This is a genomic window from Candidatus Phytoplasma luffae (assembly GCF_018024475.1).
Lineage (GTDB): Bacteria > Bacillota_I > Bacilli_A > Acholeplasmatales > Acholeplasmataceae > Phytoplasma > Phytoplasma luffae.
Genome location: NZ_CP054393.1, coordinates 325,925 through 345,157 on the forward strand (window position 1 = coordinate 325,925; position 19,233 = coordinate 345,157).

A 19,233-nucleotide genomic window follows, 5' to 3' on the forward strand; every position below is an offset into this window, starting at 1 on the left:
TCTAAAATATATCATTATGAGAAGAGAGTTTTTTAATTCAATTATGTATAAAAAAATTATAAAAAAATTTTTTTATTATAGAAAAATTATATTAATATTTTTTTGGATAATTTTAGCTATACATATTATAATTAGTGATTTTCCTAGAATAATAGAATTAATATACAATCAATCATTATTTTCAGAAATTAAAAATACTATTTTATTGTTATTTTTAAGTTTTTTCGGTAAGATAATTTTTATTTTGATTTTTATTTGTATATATTATAATGTTCGTCATTTTTTTGAAATTAAAAAAATAAATGAACGTCTTAATTTATGGACTAATCTTTCTTATTCTGTTAATCAGGTAGGAGAAGAAGTTTTTAATGATTTGCCTATCGGTATTGTTTTGATTGATAACACCGAACATAAAATCCAATGGATTAATAATTACGCCGATGTTATTTTAAATAAACCTACCTTAAACACTCCCTTATATAAAGTTAATGAAACATTGAGTAATTTATTAAATTCTTCGGAAAATAAAACTATTTTATATACAGAAAAAGCAACTTTCGATTGTTTTTATAATAAAGAAATTAATGTTTTTTATTTATTTGACACAACTGAAAGAGAATATATAAAAAAACTATATAAAAATAAAACACCTACATTAATCTTTGTATCTTTGGATAATTTAGAAAATTCTTTAAAAAATCTTGATATTTCTGAACAATCACAAATAAAAGTCGAATATTTAAGTGCTTTATCTGATTTTTTTGATATTTATGATAGTTATTTAAAACAATTATCAGATGATAAATTTTTGATTTTGTTAAACTATGATAAATTGATGAATATTATAGTTAATAAATTTGATATTTTAGAGACAATTCGACTTATATCTAAAAAATATAAATTAAAAATAACACTTTCTATTGGGGCAGCTTGTTATAATTTATCTTATAACAGCTTATCGAATTATGCTCAAAACGCTTTAGAATTAGCTAAAAAAAGGGGCGGCGACCAAGCAGTTGTTAATATAGAAAATCAAAAAATTCAATATTTCGGTGCCACAAATACTAATTTTTTAGAATACGAATCTAAAATATCAGCTAGAGTTAATTCAGAAATGATTGAAGAAATTTTACATAAACATGATAATTGTTTTATAATGGGGCATATAAATCTGGATTTAGATTCGTTAGGTTCTATGATTGCTTTTTATAAAATAGCCTCAAACATTATTAAAAACAAACAACATTATTTAATTATTGATGAAGAAAAAAATGATTTTAATTTTAAATTAATTTATCAAGATTTGATTACAGAAGAAAAAAAATTAGCTAAACAAATTATCACTACCAAACAAGCTTTAAAAATGATCGATGAAAAGTCTCTTTTAGTAATTGTAGACACTCAAAATGAAAATATTGTTAGTAGCCCAGAATTATTAAAATTAACTTCTCAAATTATTATTTTAGATCATCATAGAGCGAATGAAAAAGTAATTAATAGTATTTTTTCTTATGTCGATCCTTATGCTTCTTCTACTGTAGAAATTTTAATGGAAATTATTAGTTTTTTAAAATATAATATAAAATTCACCTCTTTAGAAACAAGTGTTATTTATGGCGGTTTAATAATAGATACTAATTATTTCACTTATCGCACAAGTCCAAGAACTTTAGAAATCGCCTCTAAATTAATTTCTTTAGGAGCTGAAATCTCTAAAATTAAATTTTGGTTAAGAACAGAATTAAATCAAATTTTAGAAATGAATAAATTGATTTCTGAAATGGAAATTTATATGAATAAGATCGCTATTATTAAAAAAAATGATATTTGTGATAACAGAAGTTTTTTAGCTAAAGTTTCGGAAAATGTTTTAAATATACAAAATATTGACGCTGCTTTTACTATTGCTAGATTGAAAGATGGTCGAATAGGTATAAGCGCTCGCTCTTATGATCGAATAAATGTTCAAGTTATTATGGAACAAATGGGTGGTGGCGGTCATATAAATAGTGCAGCTACTCAAATCGAAAGCAATGATTTAGAAGGTGCCATCGATACATTAAAGAATATATTATATTTAGAATATAAAGAGAGTTTAAAAAATATGAAAATTATTTTGTTAGAAGATATAAAAAATAAAGGTAATAAAAACGAAATTATTAAAATAAATTCTGGTTATGGTAATTTCTTAATTAAAGAAAAAAAAGCTCTTTTGGCTACTGATGATAATATTAAAGAAATTAAACAAAAAATTAAATCAGAAGAAGAAAAAGTAAAAAAACATAATTTATTGATGCAACAATTAAAAAATGATATCGATAATAAACAAATAGATATAATGACTACAATCGGCCCTAAAGGAAAAATATACGGAAAAATAACTTTGAAACAAATCATGGATACATTTTATGATAAACATAATATTATGATTGACAAAAAAAAATTATTTTTAGAAAGTGAAATAAATTCTTTAGGAAAATATAAAGTAAATGTCTTTTTGACAAAAGAAATTAATGCTTATTTTTTTGTTAATGTTAAAAGTTTAGAAAAAAAATAATAAATCGGATGTTAAAATATGAGTCAAAATACTAAATTACCTTTCCATTTAGAGGCGGAACAATCTATTTTAGGGATTATTTTTTTAGATAATTCCAAATTAAAAACAGTTGTAGAAGTATTAAATACAGAAGATTTTTTTAATCTTGAACATCAATATATTTATGAAGCGATGAAAAATTTAGATCAAAGTAACAAAAGTATTGATTATTTTTCTGTTAATGCTGTTTTAGAACAAAAAAAACATAAAATAGAAAACGGAAAAAAGTATTTGATAGAATTAAGTGAAAACATCCCTTCTATATATCATTTAGACACTTATATCGAGTTTGTACGTGATGCCGCTTTAAGAAGAGAGGTTATCATGACTATTTCGAGTATTTATAACGAAGGCGTTAGTAATCATGATATAGATTTTCAAAATTATTTAAATAACGCTGAAGAAAAATTATTTGCAATAGCTAAAAAAAAACAAACTAGTAACCTTATAGAAATCAATCAATTATTAACAGGGTTAGAAAAAAAAATATTTTATAATCAAAAAGAAAAGAAAGTTATCGGTTTGAGTACTGATTTTAGTTCTTTAGATGATGTTACTTTAGGTTTTAAACCTGAAGAACTTATTATTTTAGCAGCCCGCCCTTCCATGGGTAAAAGTACTTTTATGTCTAATTTAGCCGTCAATATTTCACGAAGAAATAATAAAGCTTTTGTAGTTCTTTTTAGTTTAGAAATGTCTAATGAACAATTGTGTACTAGAATGATAAGTGCAGAAAGCGGAATCCCTCATAAACAAATTCAATTAGGAAGATTAAATAACGAGGAATTAAAATTATTAGAATTTTCTTCTGTTGAATTAAAAAATTTAAATATTTTATTTAATGATTCTGCAAGTGCTAATATTTTAGATATTAGATCACAATGTCGTAAAATGAAAAATCAAAATAAATTAGATATTGTTATTATTGATTATTTACAATTAATTGGGAAATCAAATAGACATAATAGTAGAAATTTTTACAATCGTCAAGAAGAAATAGCTGATATTTCCAAAAGTTTAAAACAAATGGCTAGAGAATTAAAAATACCAGTTTTAGCTTTATCTCAATTATCTCGTGAAGTGGAAAAAAGAGAAGATAAAAGACCTATTTTATCAGATTTAAGAGACTCTGGTAGTATTGAACAAGATGCAGATATAGTTATGTTTTTATATCGACCTGATTATTATGATAAAGAAAAAAAACATGATATAACTAATAAAATTGTCACTTCTGAACTAATTATATCTAAAAATAGACAGGGAGCAGTAGGAATTAGAAAATTTAATTTAGATTTAAGTTGTTTGAAATTTACCGAAGTTAATTTATTTTAAAATTTAAAAAGGAGATATTATAATATGTTGGAACAACTTAAAATTATAAAAGAAAAATATTTGAATTTACAAAAACAAATGTTAGAAAACAAACAAATATTTAATAATATTGATTTTTTAAAAAAAATAAATAAATTAGAAAAAATTGTTTTTATTTATGATGAATATCTTAATTTAGAAAAAGAATTAAAAAATACAGAAATATTGATACAACAAAACGATAAAAATGAATCGGAACAAAATGATTTATTATTGTTAGCAGAAGAAATAAAAAAAAATTTAGAATCTCAAATGGAAATTAAATTGGAAAAATTAAAAACAATATTATTTAACCAAAACCAAAACGACGATAGAAGTGTTATAATGGAAATTAAAGGAGCGGTAGGCGGGAACGAATCTAATCTTTTTGTATCAGATTTATTTCGTGCTTATACAAAATATGCTGAAAGTCAAAATTGGAAAATAGATATTATCAATTTAAACCCAAGTTTAAAAAACGGTATCATTTCTGTAGAAATGATTATTTACGGCGAAAATATTTTTTCTTTTTTAAAATATGAATCAGGCATCCATAGAATTCAAAGAGTTCCTGAAACAGAAAATAAAGGAAGAATACATACTTCTACAGCAAGAGTGTTAGTTTTGCCATACGTAGAAGAACAAAAATTAGATTTAAATTGGAACGATATTAGAGTAGATACTTTTAACGCTAGCGGTCCTGGCGGCCAATCAGTAAACACCACTAAATCAGCAGTTCGTTTAACTTATTTGCCTACAGGAGATAGTGTTGCTTGTCAAATAGGCAAAAGCCAACATCAAAACAAAGATAAAGCTTTTCAACTGTTAAAAAATAAAGTTTTTGATAAAATTATATCGAAAAAAAATGAAAAACAAAATAAAATAAAAAAAGATTTTATCGGCACAGGGGCAAGAAGTGAAAAAATAAGAACTTATAATTATGCTCAAAATAGAGTCACAGACCATCGTATTAATTTAAGTTTACAAAAATTAGATTTTTTTATGGAAGGAAAAATTAATTTAATTATTGAACCTTTAATAGAAGAATTAAAGAAACAAGAATTAAAAGAAATAATTTAATGAATGATTTTAAAAGATAAAATTATTATTTTCCCTACTGATACAGTTTATGGCATCGGCTGTTCTATTTACGATTATAAAAGTTTACAAAAAATTTATAATATCAAAAAAAGACCTTCTCATAAACCAATAATTGTCTTATGTTCTTCTTTAAAACAATTAAAAAATATAATAGTTTTAGACGATAAAATTCAAAAAATAAATGATTTTTTTTGGCCCGGCCCTTTAACTTTGATTGTGAACACTCAGCAAAATTATTTTAATTATGAACAGGAAAAAAAAATAGGTATCAGAATACCTAATCATCCATTGGCTTTAAAAATTTTAGAACAAAACGGTCCTTTAAGAGTTACTTCGCTTAATATTAGTGGCGAAAAACCTTTAAATGATTATAAACAAATCAAAAAGGAATTTTTTAATAAAGTAGATTTGATTTACCCTAATGAACAAAATTTATCTTGTATAAGTTCTACAATTATCGATACTACATGTGGAGAATGGAAATATATAAGGAAAGGCGAGATTACTTTAGAATCCATTAAAAAAATCATATATTAATAATTTGTTTTATTAAAAAATTTTTAAAACCATCAATGGGATTTATAGTCCCTTTTTTCATTTGGTGATATAAATCAAATAAAATTAAAAATAAATTTTGTATTTTTTCTGTTGATGCTAATTTAGCTTCGTTAATTAAATAAAAAGTTTTTTGAGGGGAATATTTTAAAATCTCGGATATTTGATTGTTTGTTTTTTTTTTGTTTATCAAATATTTAATATTTATAATTTGTTCTAGTTTATTTAGTATTTGATAAATAATAAAAAAAGGGCTTTCTTTTTTATTTATTAATTTTTCGAATAATTCTAAATTGTTTGTTTCTTTATTATTATTTATAATCGCATTAATTAATAAAAAAATATTTTGTTCTTGCGATGATGCAAAAAGTTTTTCTGTAATCGAAATATCTTGGATATTTTTGCTTTCGTAGTTATATATTTTATTTTTTTGAATTTCTTCTTTTAATAAAAATAAATCATTATTTGTTTTTTTAATTAAAAAAGTGATAATTGAGTTTTTTATTTTAAAACCATCTTTTTCAAATGAGTCCTTAGTATAATCAAATAAATGTTTGAAAGAAAATTTATTTTGTTTGGTGATATCAAAAAAAGGATATATTTTTTTTCTTAATTCAGTCGGGAAATTATTTTTTTCTTCATGAATATAAATGATAATGTTTTTTTGAGGATTTTTAAAAAAATCTAATAAAAAATCAATATTTATTTTTTTTTTCCAAAAGATTATAGAAAGGTTTTCTATAAAAAGAACTTTTTTATCATAAAAAAAAGAACTAGTATATAATTCTCCGGAAATTTTTCTTATCATTTGGAAATAATTATTATTATCAATAGAATAAAACAAAAAATGATAATTTTTTTCTTTACAAATTTGTTTTATTTTGTCTTTAGTTTCTTTTAGAAAAAATTCTTGATAATTTATTAATAAGTTTAGATTTTTAATTTCCATGTTAAATTTCTCTTTTATAAAATATAAAAAAATTATTTTATTACACGTGGGTGATATTTAAAATAAATTTTTTTCAAATATTTTTGACTGATATGAGTGTAAATTTGGGTAGTCGAAATATCTTCGTGTCCTAGAATATTTTGTAAAGTTCTCAAATCTATTCCGTTTTCTAATAAATGAGTCGCGAAAGAATGTCTTAATGTATGAGGAGAACAACGAATATCTAAATCAGCTTTTTTAGCTATTTTTTTGAAAATTTTATAACAACCTTGACGTGATAATTTTTCTCCTTTTTTATTTAAAAAAACAAAAAAATTTTTTTTATTTTTTATCAATCCGCAACGTCCTTTTTTTAAATATTGATTTAATATTTTAAAAGAATGTTTTGTGATTGGCACTATTCTTTCTTTAGAACCTTTACCTTGTATAATAAGATAAAATCGTTTTTCTTTTACATTAGACAAAGTTAAATTTAAAATTTCAGATATTCTTAAACCTGAATCATACATTAACTCGAATAAAGCTTTATTTCTCAAAGAGATAAAATTATTTTTTTCATGATTGGTGCATTCTAAAAAACGAAAAACTTCTTTTAATGATAATATAGAAGGTAATTTTTTATCTATTTTAGGAATTTTTAAAACTAAAGTAGGGTTATGATCTGTTTCTTTTTCTAAAATTAAAAAAGAATGAAATTTTTTAATAACGATAATTTTGCGAGCTAAACTTTTACTACCTATATTAAAAAAATCATTCATATTTTCTAAAAATAAAGAAATATCTTTTTGAGTTATTTGTTTTATATTTTTTAATTTTAAATTAATTTTGATAAAATTTAAATATTGGTTGATATCACTTAAATAAGCCGAAACAGTATTAGGAGATAATAATAATTCATGTTGAAGATATGTTTTAAAATTTGATAAAAAATTTTTCATTTTTTAATTCAAACTTTCTTAAATTTAAAAAACTACTTTTTGTTTTTTAAATATTTTGATAAATGGCGAGATTTAAATTTAATAGAATGTTTTATTTTTTAAAAAAATTTAAACAACGTTTGCATAAATCATCTAAATTTTTATTTTCTATAACGTTCCAACATCGAGGGCAAGGATTGCCTGGCATTTTGATAATTTCAATATTTAAATCTTCTGAATTTATTATTTCTAATTGTGAAACCATTAATAATTGGTGAAATTTTTCTTTAATTTTTAAAGAATTTAACATTTGTAAATATTTATAAGGTAATTTTAAAATTAATTTAGCTTGTAAAGATTTATTTATAATTTTATTTTGCCTGTTATCTTCTAATTTTTTTAATATTTTTTCTCTTAAAATAAAAAATAAGTTATAATCTTCTTTTAATTGAACTAAATCTTTTTGTTTTTGATTGAAATCAACTATCCAATTTTGAATTTCTTTTTGAGTAGGCAAAGATTCTAAGTAAATATCTTCTTTTTTTTCTCCAGATAAATATTGATATATTTCAGAAGTTGTATGAGGGATTATAGGAGTTAAAATTTTTAAACATAATATTAAAATATCATAAATATTTGATTTGATAATATTTTTTTCTTTATTATCTTCTTTTTCAATATATAAAATATCTTTGCTAAAATCTAAATAAAAAGCACTCATTTTATTCACTATAAAAGGATACAATAAACTCATGATTTTTTCCAAATTATAATTTTCATAAGATTGAATTATTTGTAATAAAATATTATTAAATTCTAGAAGGAATAATTGATCAAATAAATTTCTTTCATCGAAAGGGATATAATTTTGACTAGAAGGATGAAAATTATTTAAATTTCCTAACATAAAACGGAAGGTATTTCTTATTTTTTTATATTTTTCTTCTATTTGTTGTAAAATATTTTTATCTAATCTTACGTCTATATTATAGTTAATATGAGCTACCCATAATCTTAGAATATCAGCGCCTTTTTGTTGAATAATTTTTAAAGGATCTATGACGTTATTAAGAGATTTACTCATTTTTTGCCCCGAACCATCTAAAACAAATCCATGGGTGATTATTTTTTTATAAGGGGTTTTATTTGAAGCGGCTACAGAAGTAATTAAAGAGGAATTAAACCAACCTCTATATTGATCTGCGCCTTCTAAATAGACATCAGCTGTAAAAGAATTATTAAATAATTTTTTATATACACTATAAGTTGTTCCTGAATCAAACCATACATCTATAATATCTGTTTCTTTATAAAAGATATTATTTGGACTTTTTTCGTTTTTATAATTAGGAGGTAATAATTGTGCAGGTTGCCATTCTAACCAAATACTTTTACCATGTTTTTCAAATAAATCAGCAACATGTTCGATAACTTTTGTGTCTAAAATAGGTTCATTGTTTTCTGTGTAAAAAATAGGAATTGGTGTACCCCAATTTCTTTGTCTACTAATAACCCAATCTTTTCGATCTTTAATCATGTTGAACATTTTAATTTCACCCCATGAAGGAAACCATTCAACTTTTTTTATTTCTGATAATAATTTTGGTTTTATTTTTTCAATGTTTAAAAACCATTGTGGGATAGCTAAAAAAACAACTGGTTTTTTTAATCTTTCGTCATGAGGATAAGAGTGGGTTATTGTCTCTGAAAGAATAATTAATTTCTTTTCTTTTAAATCTTCAACAATTTGATAATTAAATTCATCATAAAATAGATCTTTGTATTGTTTAGTGTTTTCGCTCATTAACCCTTTTTTATTAATAGATAAAAGAATATTTAAATTATATTTTTCGCTTAATAAAAAATCATCTAATCCGTGACCTGGCGCTATATGAACTAATCCTGTTCCTTCTGTATCTGAAACAAAAGTATCTAAGACAACTTTTCCTTTGTTATTAAATATTTTATTTTCGTAAATAAAATCTTTTAGAAACGCTCCTTTGAAAGTTTTGATAATTTCTACTTCGTTCCAATTAAATTTATCTTTTAATTTTTCTAAAACAGAAACGCCTAAAACATATTTTTTGTTTTGTATTTTTATAATATGATAATCTTTTTCTGGATGAACACAAATAGCCACATTAGCTGGCAAAGTCCAAGGAGTAGTGGTCCAAACTAAAAAATACGCATCTTTAAAGATATCTTTTCTTAATATCGGAAAAAGAATATAAATGGATAAAGATTGTTTATTTTTATATTCTATTTCGGATTCGGCTAAAACAGATTGTAAAAAAGGAGACCAATAAACAGGTTTTAATTTTTTAAAAATTAATTTTTGTTCAATCATTTTGCTGAATATTTTTATTTCTTCAGCTATAAAAGAATTATCCAAAGTTAAATAAGGTTTTTCCCATTGACCTAAGATTCCTAATCTTTGAAACATTTCTTTTTGTTTTTTTACATAATTTAAAGCTGTTTCTGCGCATTTTTCTAGAAATATTTTTTTAGATGTTAATTTATTTTTAGAATTTTTTTTTAAAACAGTTGTTTCTATTGGTAACCCGTGGCAATCCCAACCAGGGATATAAGGGGCATAAAAGCCTTGCATTGTTTTAAAACGGATAATAAAATCTTTTAAAATTTTATTTAAAGCGTGCCCAATATGGATATTTCCATTAGCATAAGGCGGCCCATCATGAAGACAGAAATTATTATTATTTTGGTTTTTGTTTAAAACTTTAGAATATAAATCAATTTTTTTCCAATAATCTTCTATTTCAGTTTCTTTTTGACTTAAATTCCCTTTCATAGGAAAATCAGTCAAAGGCATTGATAAAGTATCTTTGTAATTTTTCTTTATCATAAAAAAACTCCTTTAATATAAATAAATCAATTTGTGTTTTAAATTTATTGATTTTTTTAAAAAAAATAATAAAAATTAATTTTTATTTTGTTGTTTCGATACATTAAAATAAAAATGAATTATATCTCCATCTTGAACTAAATAGTTTCTGCCTTCTAATCTTAATTTTCCATTTTCTTTTATTTTAGAAAAATTCGGAAAATTTTTCAAATCTTCATAATTATAAATTTCCGCTTTTATAAATCCTTTTTGAAAATCACTATGAATTAATCCAGCGCATTCAGATGCAGTCATACCTTTAATAAAAGACCAAGCTCTTGTTTCTGTTGGACCCGAAGTGAAATAAGTTTGCAACCCTAAGAGTTTATAACTGTTTTGGATAATTTCTTCCAAAGCACTTTTTTTTAAATTTAAATTTTGTAAAAAACTTTTTTGTTCTTCGATATCTAAAGTAGAAATTTCTTTTTCTAATAAAACACAAACAGGTATGAATTTTCTTTTTTTTTCTTCGCTATATTTGGACATTTTTTTAAAAAATAAATTATTTTGTAAATCATTTAGATCGTTTTCTTTAAAATTACCAATATAAATCATTGGTTTTAAGGATAATAAATTTAAGCTTTTGATTATTTTTAATTCTTTTTCATTCAAATCTATTTCAGAAATATTCATCATTTCTTTTTCTAAATGATTTTTTAATTTGTTTAATAATTTAATTTCATCTAAATAACATTCTTCTTTTGTTTTTTTTGTTTTATTTAACTTTAATAAACGTTTTTCTATTTGTTCTAAATCAGAAAGAATTAATTCTATTTCGATTATATTACTTTCTTCAACTGGATCTATTTTGTCGTATACATGAATGATATTTGGATCTTCAAAACATTTAACAACATGACAAACGGCATCCACATCTTTAATATGACCTAAAAATTTATTACCTAATCCCTCACCTTTAGAAGCGTTTTTTACTAGACCAGCAATATCCACGAATTGTATTTGAGTTTGTATAACTTTTTGAGATTTAAATGAATGAGCTAAAAAATTTAGACGGTCGTCTGTAACAGATACTATTCCAACATTGGGTTGGATAGTTGCGAAAGGGTAATTCGCTTCTAAAACATTCATATTAGTTATAGTGTTGAATAAAGTTGATTTGCCTACATTAGGTAATCCTATAATTCCTAATTTCATAATTTTAACCTTTTTTAATTTTAAATATATTTTTTTATATTTTGAATTTTATATATTATTTTTTGAATCAATATAATATTATTTTTAATTAAATACTATAATATATATTTTAACTTAAAATAATATATTTTTTTGTAAATAAAATAAATATTGATAAATTAGTGTATTTTGAATTTTTGTATAATGATATTTATTTTTTATAATTATTTTAATTTAAATTTATATAACTGTTTAAAAGTATTTATTTTAAGTTTTAAGAGTATTTAAAGATGGAACGAAATAAAATTATTTATTAGTAAATATAATTATTTGTTTACTTCATTATTAGTTAAATATAATTGTTATATTAAAATTTTTTTAACTAAATTCAATCTATTACAAAATTATATTTAATCATCTAATTTTCTTTTTTTAAAGATATAAATTTTTATAAAAAAACAATATAAGAATATATTATTTGCTTTTTTTGTTTTTTTTATTAAAATTAAAATAAGTTTTAAAAATTATAAAAGAAAGAAAATTATAATATGTATAATAAATCACAAAAAAATGAATATGAAGTAGATACTGTCGTAAAAACTGGTTGTGCATTCGGTATAGTTTTTTCTGTATTAGGTATAATTTTGGGAATTTCGATGATATTTTATTTCTTGTTTTTTAATTTTTTTAATAATGATTATATATCAAAGATAATATTGATAATATTTGTGACGTTTTTAGTAATATTAATTTTTTTATCAATTCTTTTTTTAATTTTGTTTCTTAGAATTTTTCAAGGAAAAGCATCTCCAAATACAAAAATGGTTGTCGGAATACTTTATTGTGGTTGCGTTGCAGGAATTTTAATTTTAGTTGGAAAATACGAACCAAAATTATATAATCGAACCAAATAATCTAACGGTTTCAAATTAAAAAGTACGGAATTAAAAAGACCTTTCGAAAAAATAGTAATTTCTTTTTATTATGTCAAATTATTATAACTATATAAAAAAAATATAATAAAAACTTTTTTAACCTTGCGCCAATTCCATAAATATAGTCTTTATTTATATATAAATCTTTGGGGTGTTTTGTTTTTTTGGACATTTTTTAAAATTATTTTTATTCAAAAATTAAAATCAAAAGTAAATTTCATATCTTTTCAAAATAACAAAATATTTACTAAAATTTATAATTGTTTGTTTTTTTATAATTCGCTATTTTCAAAAGATATTTGATTTTTGATTAATTTCTCTCTATCTATTATTAAAGGAAAAAAAGTTGAAATCTCGCATCAAAATTAATATTTTTTCATTTTTTTTCGAATTTACTAGTTTTAAGAGTTTTTTGGTTTTTTACCCCTCTATATATTATTAAGGCAAAAAAATCGCGAAAGTCACATCAAAATTCATTTTTTTTCGAATTTAATTACTTTAAGAGGTTTTTGGTTTTTGATTAATTTCCCTCTACTTATTATTAAGGCAAAAAAACCATGAAAGTCTATTTTTTTTTGTTAAAAAAATTAATCTAAAAAATAGTTAGAAGTTTAGGTAAAAAAAAGACCAATTGTTAGTTAGTCTTTTTTTTGGATTATTTTATTTTGTTTTAGAAATAAGAATTTTTAATTAAGAGATTGGATATATTGAATTGGAGATAAAGTGTTTAATTTAGATAAAGGCCATTTTTGATTCCAGAATTTAGAAAACAAATTTAATATTTTTTTAACTTGGAAAATTGGTTTTAAAAATTAATAAAGGGTGACGGCGAAATAAAATACTTTTCATTTACCCAAATAGGTTTTCGATTACAGCGTTATCGCGGGGTGTGGCTTTTCGGGACATACTTACTAAAAAACTTTTTTAGAGAGAATCTCTTGATTAAGTACGTAACAATTCGTTAGTATGTAATTTTTCAATTTTTATTTTATTTTTTTTTTTTTTTTGCAAAACAAAAATAAAAATAAAAAAATGAAAAGGAATTTAAAGAAGATGATTTATTCAAAAAGTGAAACAAAATCATTTATTTATAGATGGTTTATGCTAATTGTCGGTGCAGTTGTTTTAGTATGGGCTTAAAACCGTTTTATAGATAATTAAAAATTAAATCTCATAAAAATTATCATTACGATATTTTAACTAATATTTTATATATTAATCAACAAAATTTTGATATTATTTTTTATCATTTAAATCAATACTTTATTCAAAATAATATTCAAAATAAACATTTTCAACTTATTAACAAACAAATAGAAAAAAATAATTTAACAAACAAAAAAAACAACAATATCATTCCGCCTATTTTAAAAGTTAATTATCGCAATCCCGATGTTCGATTAGTTTGCGAAAATTTAAAAACTATTCCTTTGTCTAAAATTTCGAATTGGAAAGTTCAATTTAAAGATAAAATTCCAGTTGATAATAAATATTTTACTAATTTGCTCTATCAAAAAAAGCATAATATTTTGTTCGTTGTTGAAAGTTTAGAAAAAGTTTTGAAATCTTTTTTAAGTTTTAAAAATCCAACAAAAGTATTTTTTAAAAAAGAAGTAGATATAAGAAAAATTAAAAGTCCGTTAAAATTAAAAATTTAATATATTTTAACGGACTTTTTCACCCCATTTTTTAGGAAAATATGAAAATATTTGATTTTTTTTGGTACAAATTCCAACTTTTAAAAAATTAAAAAAAAGAAAATCGCGCTTTATTTTTCCATTTTTTGGTTAAAATAAATTTTTCGTAAATTTTGTTGTGTGAAATTACAATTTCCAGGACGTTATATATTAAGAAGAAGTTAGTTAAAAAAGGAAAAATTATTAAAATGAAAAAAATCAAAAAATATGTAGATATTATCGCCGATGTTAAGAAAAAGTTAGAATTTTTTTTAATTAATAAACAAGAAATAAATAGTTCTATCAATAAAAATAAAGAATTAACCAAAGAAAATGAAAAATTATTTGACACTATTATTTATGAATTAGAACCTTTGGTTAAAAAATTTATGACAAGAATTGAAAAATTTCCAAATTTTGTTAAAAAAGAAGATCTAGAACAAGAAGGGATATTTTTTGCTATAAAATTTTTAAAAAATTTTGATGGGAATATTAATTATTTTTTTATCAATATGAAAACTTATATTATGAAACAAATATATAACTTTTTATATAACCCGATAAGCGTCCATCATAAGGTTGATAGCGAAATAATATTGCGGAATCATAAAAACGAAGTTATTAAAGACATAACTTTTTTCGCAGATTTATCGTCAGAGGATGGGCGAATCGAAGCACAACAAGATTTTTTTGATTATACTCCAACAGATCCAGCTAAATTATATAAACGATTAGTAAAATGAGAATTTGTTATTGAAAAGTTGCGAAAATTATTAACCAAATTTGAATTCGCGACTTTCGTTGTTAGATATCAAATTAGAGTCGCAGATATTAATGGTGATGAACAAATACCTGATGAACGAGAAGAAATGATAGAAAAAATGAATTTACTTTTTCCACGTTCTAAATTTGATGGTGATAAATTTACTGAATATCTTGAATCAGCTCATCGAAAAATTCGAAATCATCCTTATTTTTTAAAAATTAATTTTTTAAAATCTTTATTTAATTAATTTATTTGACCTGGTTGGATGTCCTTAAAAGCCACAATTTTTAAAAAATATCATTTATACATTTTCTTAGAATGTAATTATTAAAAGAAAAAGACCTTACGAAGAGGGTCTTTTTCAAAAAGATTTTCATTAAAATAATCTATCTCATAATTTTTAAGGTAAAAAAAAGAAGTTGATATTACCGGCCGCCATCACTTTTGTCAAAACTATACATAATAGCATAAAATATTAAATTAATCAATAAAAAAATCAAAAAGAATAAATAATAATAAAAATGATTAGACCAAAAAGTATTTTCGTGATAATAATCTTAATTTAATTATTTAAATCATCGTTTTGTTATTTTCGCATAGTATAAATATTCTAATAATTATAACTTTAATATTATTAAAATATACTAAAATTAAAAAATAAACATATATAAACAATATTTATTTAAAATATTTTAGATATTAGATTATAATTAATATAATTTTAAAATATTATATTATATCGATTAAATATTAATAAATATAAATTAAAAATAAATAAAATAAAAAAATTAAGGAGGTTCTGTATCATTTCAATAAATTCTTATTTTTTAATTATTATATTTTTTGCATTATTAATATTTAATTATTTGTTTTGTTCTAATTTAATTCATGCTCGCGGTTATTTTTATAAACAATTGGGACATGAAATAAAAATAGGTCATTCAATAGTTTTAAAAGAAGAATGGTTAAAAACTCAAAAACCAACAATAAGATATGATATTTCTGTTCCGGAGAGTAAATATATTAATAATGTACTTGAATGTTTTGATTATAAAATTGAACCTCTTAGAACATTATCTTGTTATAATGGTTTTGGCAAAAATATTTTATCTTATCATTTAAAAAATCCTCCTAATGGTTTGATCGGGGTTTATTTAAAATCTAGAAATAATATTTTTTCAGAAGAATATCTTTCAGGAGATTATTTATTTTCGTTAGAAGAAATTTTACAAAATTCTTTATCCATTTCAGAAATTTTTCTTTTTTGGAATAAAAGTATTAATTTAAAAAAAAGAGAACCAATAATACATTTTATCGAAATGGATTTTTATGAAAACGAAGAAGAAAAAATAAAATCTTTTGTAAATAATTTTTTAATGGAAAGAAAAATAATTTCTAAACCTATTTTTGTAAAATCAAATTGTTATAATATTGCTTCACAAAAGGGAATTATATCTCCTTTACCTGTTAATTCTTTTTTAGGCGATAAAAAAATTAATATTGTGTATTTTGATGAAGGAATTAGAATTTTAGAATATATTTATTCTAGCATTAATGATTTGTTAAATTTATCTAATGAAGCTAAAAATATTTATTTATTTTATTTAAAGAAAAAAATTCCTTTAGAACCTCCAGTTTATATATCTCATAGAATGGCCAAACCTGAAAGCTATATATTTTATGATTAATTTAAAAAAGATTCTTGACTTTTATTAAATTTTTTCCTGTTTTTAAAATTTAAACACTTTTAATTTTTGAATATTTTTTAAGAATAACTAAAAAGTTATTCTTTTTTAGACTAAATAATTTTATATTTTTTCTGAATAAAGAATCATTTTTTGAATATTTTTAAATTTTTTTGTGTCATTTTTAAAAGTGTTAATTCCACGAATGCGCTGTTCCATTTTTTTGGACATATTTTAATTTTAAAATTGTTCTTTAAAACTTAAAATTAAGTAGATAATTTCATATCTTTTCAAACTAACAAAGTTGTTTTTAATTAAATTAAAAAGTGTCTAAAGTTTTTTAATAATTTGCTAGTTTCAAAAGATATTTTTTTCAATATTTTACCCTTCCATATATATAGTTAGGTAAAAAAAGTTAAAAAGGTGTCTACAAAATAAAAAGAAAATAATCTTTTATATAATTTTAATATTTTTCTTAAAAAAAGGGTGCAGAAAAGTAACCTTTTTTATAAGGTTATATTATTTATGTAAATTTAACTAATAATTTATCTAAGAGTTTGAAAATATTGTAAAGGGGATAAATTATTTAATTTAGTTAAAAGCCATTTATGATTCCAAAAAGAAGGAAATTGATTAATTATTTTTGTGATTTTTGGAATTGTTTTTTGAAATAAAAAAGGATGACGATGATATAAAATACTTTTCATTTGGCCGAACAGATTTTCAATTACTGCGTTATCACGTGGAGTGGCTTTGCGGGACATGCTGATTAAAAAACCTTTTTTAGTTAGGATTTGTTGAACTTTTAGAGATTGATAAACTGAACCTTGATCAGAATGAATAATACAAGGTTTTTTTAATTTAGGTAATTTTTGGATTGTTTTTAATACTAAATCTTTATTTTGACAATTAGAAGTATGTGAAGCGATAATTTGATTATTAAAAGAATCTATAACACAAGAAAAATATAAAAAACCTTGAGGAGTTTTAAAATAAGTAATATCAGTGAATAGTTTTTGTAGGGGTCGAGATGAAATAAATTCTTGATTGATTAAGTTAGGTACTATTTTAATTTTATTTTGTAAATTATTTTTATAATGATGTTTATTTTTTTTAATTCTTAACCGACAAAAAATATTTTTTTCTTTCATAATGAGATAAACTTTTTTCTTAGTAATTGATTCATTGAAAGTTTTTTGGTATAAAACAGTAATTTTATGATGACCGAAAAAATATTCATGATTACAACATAAAGCTTCGATTCTTTTTTGTTGCAAAAGGTATTTTTCTTGTTTTAATTTTAATTGTTCTTTAATTTTTAACCAGTAATAATAAGTACTTCTTTTGATTTGGATAGTTTTTAAAATGGTAGTAAGATTTAAGTTATTTTTAAATTTTTTAACCAAATTAAAAACTATTTTTTTATCAATTTTAGTTATTTTTTCAATCATTTTTTGCAATAATTTGAATTTTTGTTTTAATTTTTTCATTATTAAACACTATTTACCTTATTTTTTTTGATTATATTAATAATTATAATTCAAAAAGGTTTTTAAATCAAAAAAATACCATTAATTTGTTTTATTTTTTAGTTTTGCGCTGATGAAATTGGTAAGGTTTGAAAAAAAAGGGGGGCAGCGTAATGGGGGGATTCTTTATTATTTTTCTTTTTATTATGTATTCTTTTTATTTTTGTTAGCGCTCCAGCGCTTATATTATTTGATTTATATTTTTATAAACAATCTTTTTCCAATGGAAAGGGTTTTAAAAAAGAGATGTTATTTATATCGATAATTAATAATGATTTAAAAAAAAGATATATCGACAATATCAAATATCGAATATCATTATCATTATCGATATAAAATATCAAATATCACTTGTTATAAAAGCTTGTTGCAAAAAGGGTTTTTGGGGGCAGTAAAGTGTCAGTAAAGTGTCAGTAAAGTGTCATAAAAGTGTCATAAAAGTGTCATAAAAGTGTCATAAAAGTGTCATAAAAGTGTCATAAAATTGTTAGTTAAATAATTTGTTTTGTTTTAGATATATATTTATATTTGGGATGTAATTTTCTGATGCGATATCCTCGTTTATCTTTGGTAATAAAGAATTTAATGTGTTTTAAATCTTCTAAGCGATAATAAATAATATTTAAACCTTTTTTATAATTGCTTTTTAAAGGTTTATCATATTTATCTTTTTTATGATTATCTAATTTAAATAATTTTAAAGTATCTAATTTATTGATATTGATTTTGCTCATTAATTCTTTTATTTGGTTTTTGGTTTCATTTTTATAATTGATTTGGAAAATATTAAATTGATGTTTAAGGGTATTATTTTGAGTTTTAAGAGGGGTTGAAGGGTTAAGTAATAATTTTGTATTGTCATCTACTTTTATGGCTTTAATTATGTCTATTTTGTATTTTTTAATTTCTTCTAAGATTTTTGGATCTATAAATAAAGTTTGATTTTTAGGGCGATAATTAGCTTCTTGGTAGGTATTTTTCTTTTTGGAATGATTAATAATGGTGAGGTTAATTAAATCTTCTTTTAAAGTTTTCAAAAAGTGTTTGATTTGTTCTAAATCAGTGGGAGTATTTTGTTTATTAATTTCACCTCCGATTCTAATTTCTTGATTGGTATTGTTTTGCATTATTTTATTTC

15 protein-coding genes and 1 pseudogene are annotated in these 19,233 nt (G+C 21.8%); 9 read left to right on the plus strand and 7 right to left on the minus strand.

All coding sequences use genetic code 11. The features are described 5' to 3' along the window. Positions 1–43: 43 nt before the first annotated feature. The 4 genes from rplI to LFWB_RS01615 are packed head-to-tail and all read left to right on the plus strand — an operon-like array spanning position 44 to position 5,584. The gene (rplI, locus tag LFWB_RS01600) at positions 44–2,557 is read left to right on the plus strand and encodes a 50S ribosomal protein L9 (RefSeq protein WP_210954523.1); all 2,514 of its coding nucleotides are present in this window, start codon (positions 44–46) and stop codon (positions 2,555–2,557) included. A gap of 18 nt (positions 2,558–2,575) precedes the next feature. Further along, on the plus strand, positions 2,576–3,928 hold the full coding sequence (gene dnaB / locus LFWB_RS01605) for a replicative DNA helicase (RefSeq protein ID WP_210954522.1): 1,353 nt from the start codon (positions 2,576–2,578) through the stop codon (positions 3,926–3,928). 24 nt (positions 3,929–3,952) lie between these two features. Continuing rightward, the gene (gene prfA / locus LFWB_RS01610; protein ID WP_210954521.1) at positions 3,953–5,026 is read left to right on the plus strand and encodes a peptide chain release factor 1; all 1,074 of its coding nucleotides are present in this window, start codon (positions 3,953–3,955) and stop codon (positions 5,024–5,026) included. Positions 5,027–5,029: 3 nt separating this feature from the next. Beyond that, the gene (locus LFWB_RS01615; RefSeq protein ID WP_210954520.1) at positions 5,030–5,584 is read left to right on the plus strand and encodes an L-threonylcarbamoyladenylate synthase; all 555 of its coding nucleotides are present in this window, start codon (positions 5,030–5,032) and stop codon (positions 5,582–5,584) included. On the opposite strand, the gene holA is transcribed toward LFWB_RS01615, so the two are convergent. From holA to ychF, 4 genes are all read right to left on the minus strand, one after another. Further along, a complete protein-coding gene (holA, locus tag LFWB_RS01620; RefSeq protein WP_210954519.1) occupies positions 5,574–6,551 on the minus strand; it encodes a DNA polymerase III subunit delta in 978 nt (325 codons plus the stop codon). The two genes, LFWB_RS01615 and holA, sit on opposite strands and share 11 nt — an antisense overlap. A 32-nt stretch (positions 6,552–6,583) precedes the next feature. Next, on the minus strand, positions 6,584–7,489 hold the full coding sequence (locus LFWB_RS01625; protein ID WP_210954518.1) for a tyrosine recombinase: 906 nt from the start codon (positions 7,487–7,489) through the stop codon (positions 6,584–6,586). Between the two features lie 91 nt (positions 7,490–7,580). Continuing rightward, positions 7,581–10,331 carry an isoleucine--tRNA ligase gene (gene ileS / locus LFWB_RS01630; protein ID WP_246454205.1) on the minus strand — a complete coding sequence of 917 codons (2,751 nt, stop codon included), beginning with the start codon at positions 10,329–10,331 and terminating at the stop codon, positions 7,581–7,583. A 75-nt stretch (positions 10,332–10,406) separates the two neighbouring features. Beyond that, a complete protein-coding gene (gene ychF / locus LFWB_RS01635) occupies positions 10,407–11,525 on the minus strand; it encodes a redox-regulated ATPase YchF (protein ID WP_210954517.1) in 1,119 nt (372 codons plus the stop codon). A 527-nt stretch (positions 11,526–12,052) separates the two neighbouring features. Here ychF and LFWB_RS01640 point away from each other — a divergent pair. Further along, positions 12,053–12,418 carry a hypothetical protein gene (locus tag LFWB_RS01640; protein WP_210954516.1) on the plus strand — a complete coding sequence of 122 codons (366 nt, stop codon included), beginning with the start codon at positions 12,053–12,055 and terminating at the stop codon, positions 12,416–12,418. Positions 12,419–13,125: 707 nt separating this feature from the next. On the opposite strand, the pseudogene LFWB_RS03880 reads toward LFWB_RS01640, so the two are convergent. Continuing rightward, positions 13,126–13,363, minus strand: a pseudogene (locus LFWB_RS03880) (IS3 family transposase); the annotation flags it as partial. A gap of 506 nt (positions 13,364–13,869) precedes the next feature. Here LFWB_RS03880 and LFWB_RS01645 point away from each other — a divergent pair. From LFWB_RS01645 to LFWB_RS01660, 4 genes are all read left to right on the plus strand, one after another. Then, positions 13,870–14,097 carry a hypothetical protein gene (locus LFWB_RS01645; protein ID WP_210954515.1) on the plus strand — a complete coding sequence of 76 codons (228 nt, stop codon included), beginning with the start codon at positions 13,870–13,872 and terminating at the stop codon, positions 14,095–14,097. 227 nt (positions 14,098–14,324) lie between these two features. Then, entirely contained in the window at positions 14,325–14,858 is a 534-nt protein-coding gene (locus LFWB_RS01650; protein ID WP_210954514.1) for a hypothetical protein, read from the plus strand. A gap of 18 nt (positions 14,859–14,876) precedes the next feature. Then, complete coding sequence (locus LFWB_RS01655) at positions 14,877–15,128, plus strand: hypothetical protein (protein WP_210954513.1); 252 nt, start codon at positions 14,877–14,879, stop codon at positions 15,126–15,128. A 619-nt stretch (positions 15,129–15,747) separates the two neighbouring features. Further along, the gene (locus tag LFWB_RS01660) at positions 15,748–16,569 is read left to right on the plus strand and encodes a hypothetical protein (RefSeq protein WP_210954512.1); all 822 of its coding nucleotides are present in this window, start codon (positions 15,748–15,750) and stop codon (positions 16,567–16,569) included. A gap of 542 nt (positions 16,570–17,111) precedes the next feature. Here LFWB_RS01660 and LFWB_RS01665 read toward each other — a convergent pair. Continuing rightward, complete coding sequence (locus LFWB_RS01665) at positions 17,112–18,056, minus strand: IS3 family transposase (RefSeq protein ID WP_210954511.1); 945 nt, start codon at positions 18,054–18,056, stop codon at positions 17,112–17,114. A gap of 530 nt (positions 18,057–18,586) precedes the next feature. Further along, entirely contained in the window at positions 18,587–19,222 is a 636-nt protein-coding gene (locus LFWB_RS01670) for a phase variable surface lipoprotein (protein WP_210954510.1), read from the minus strand. Between the last annotated feature and the right edge of the window lie 11 nt (positions 19,223–19,233).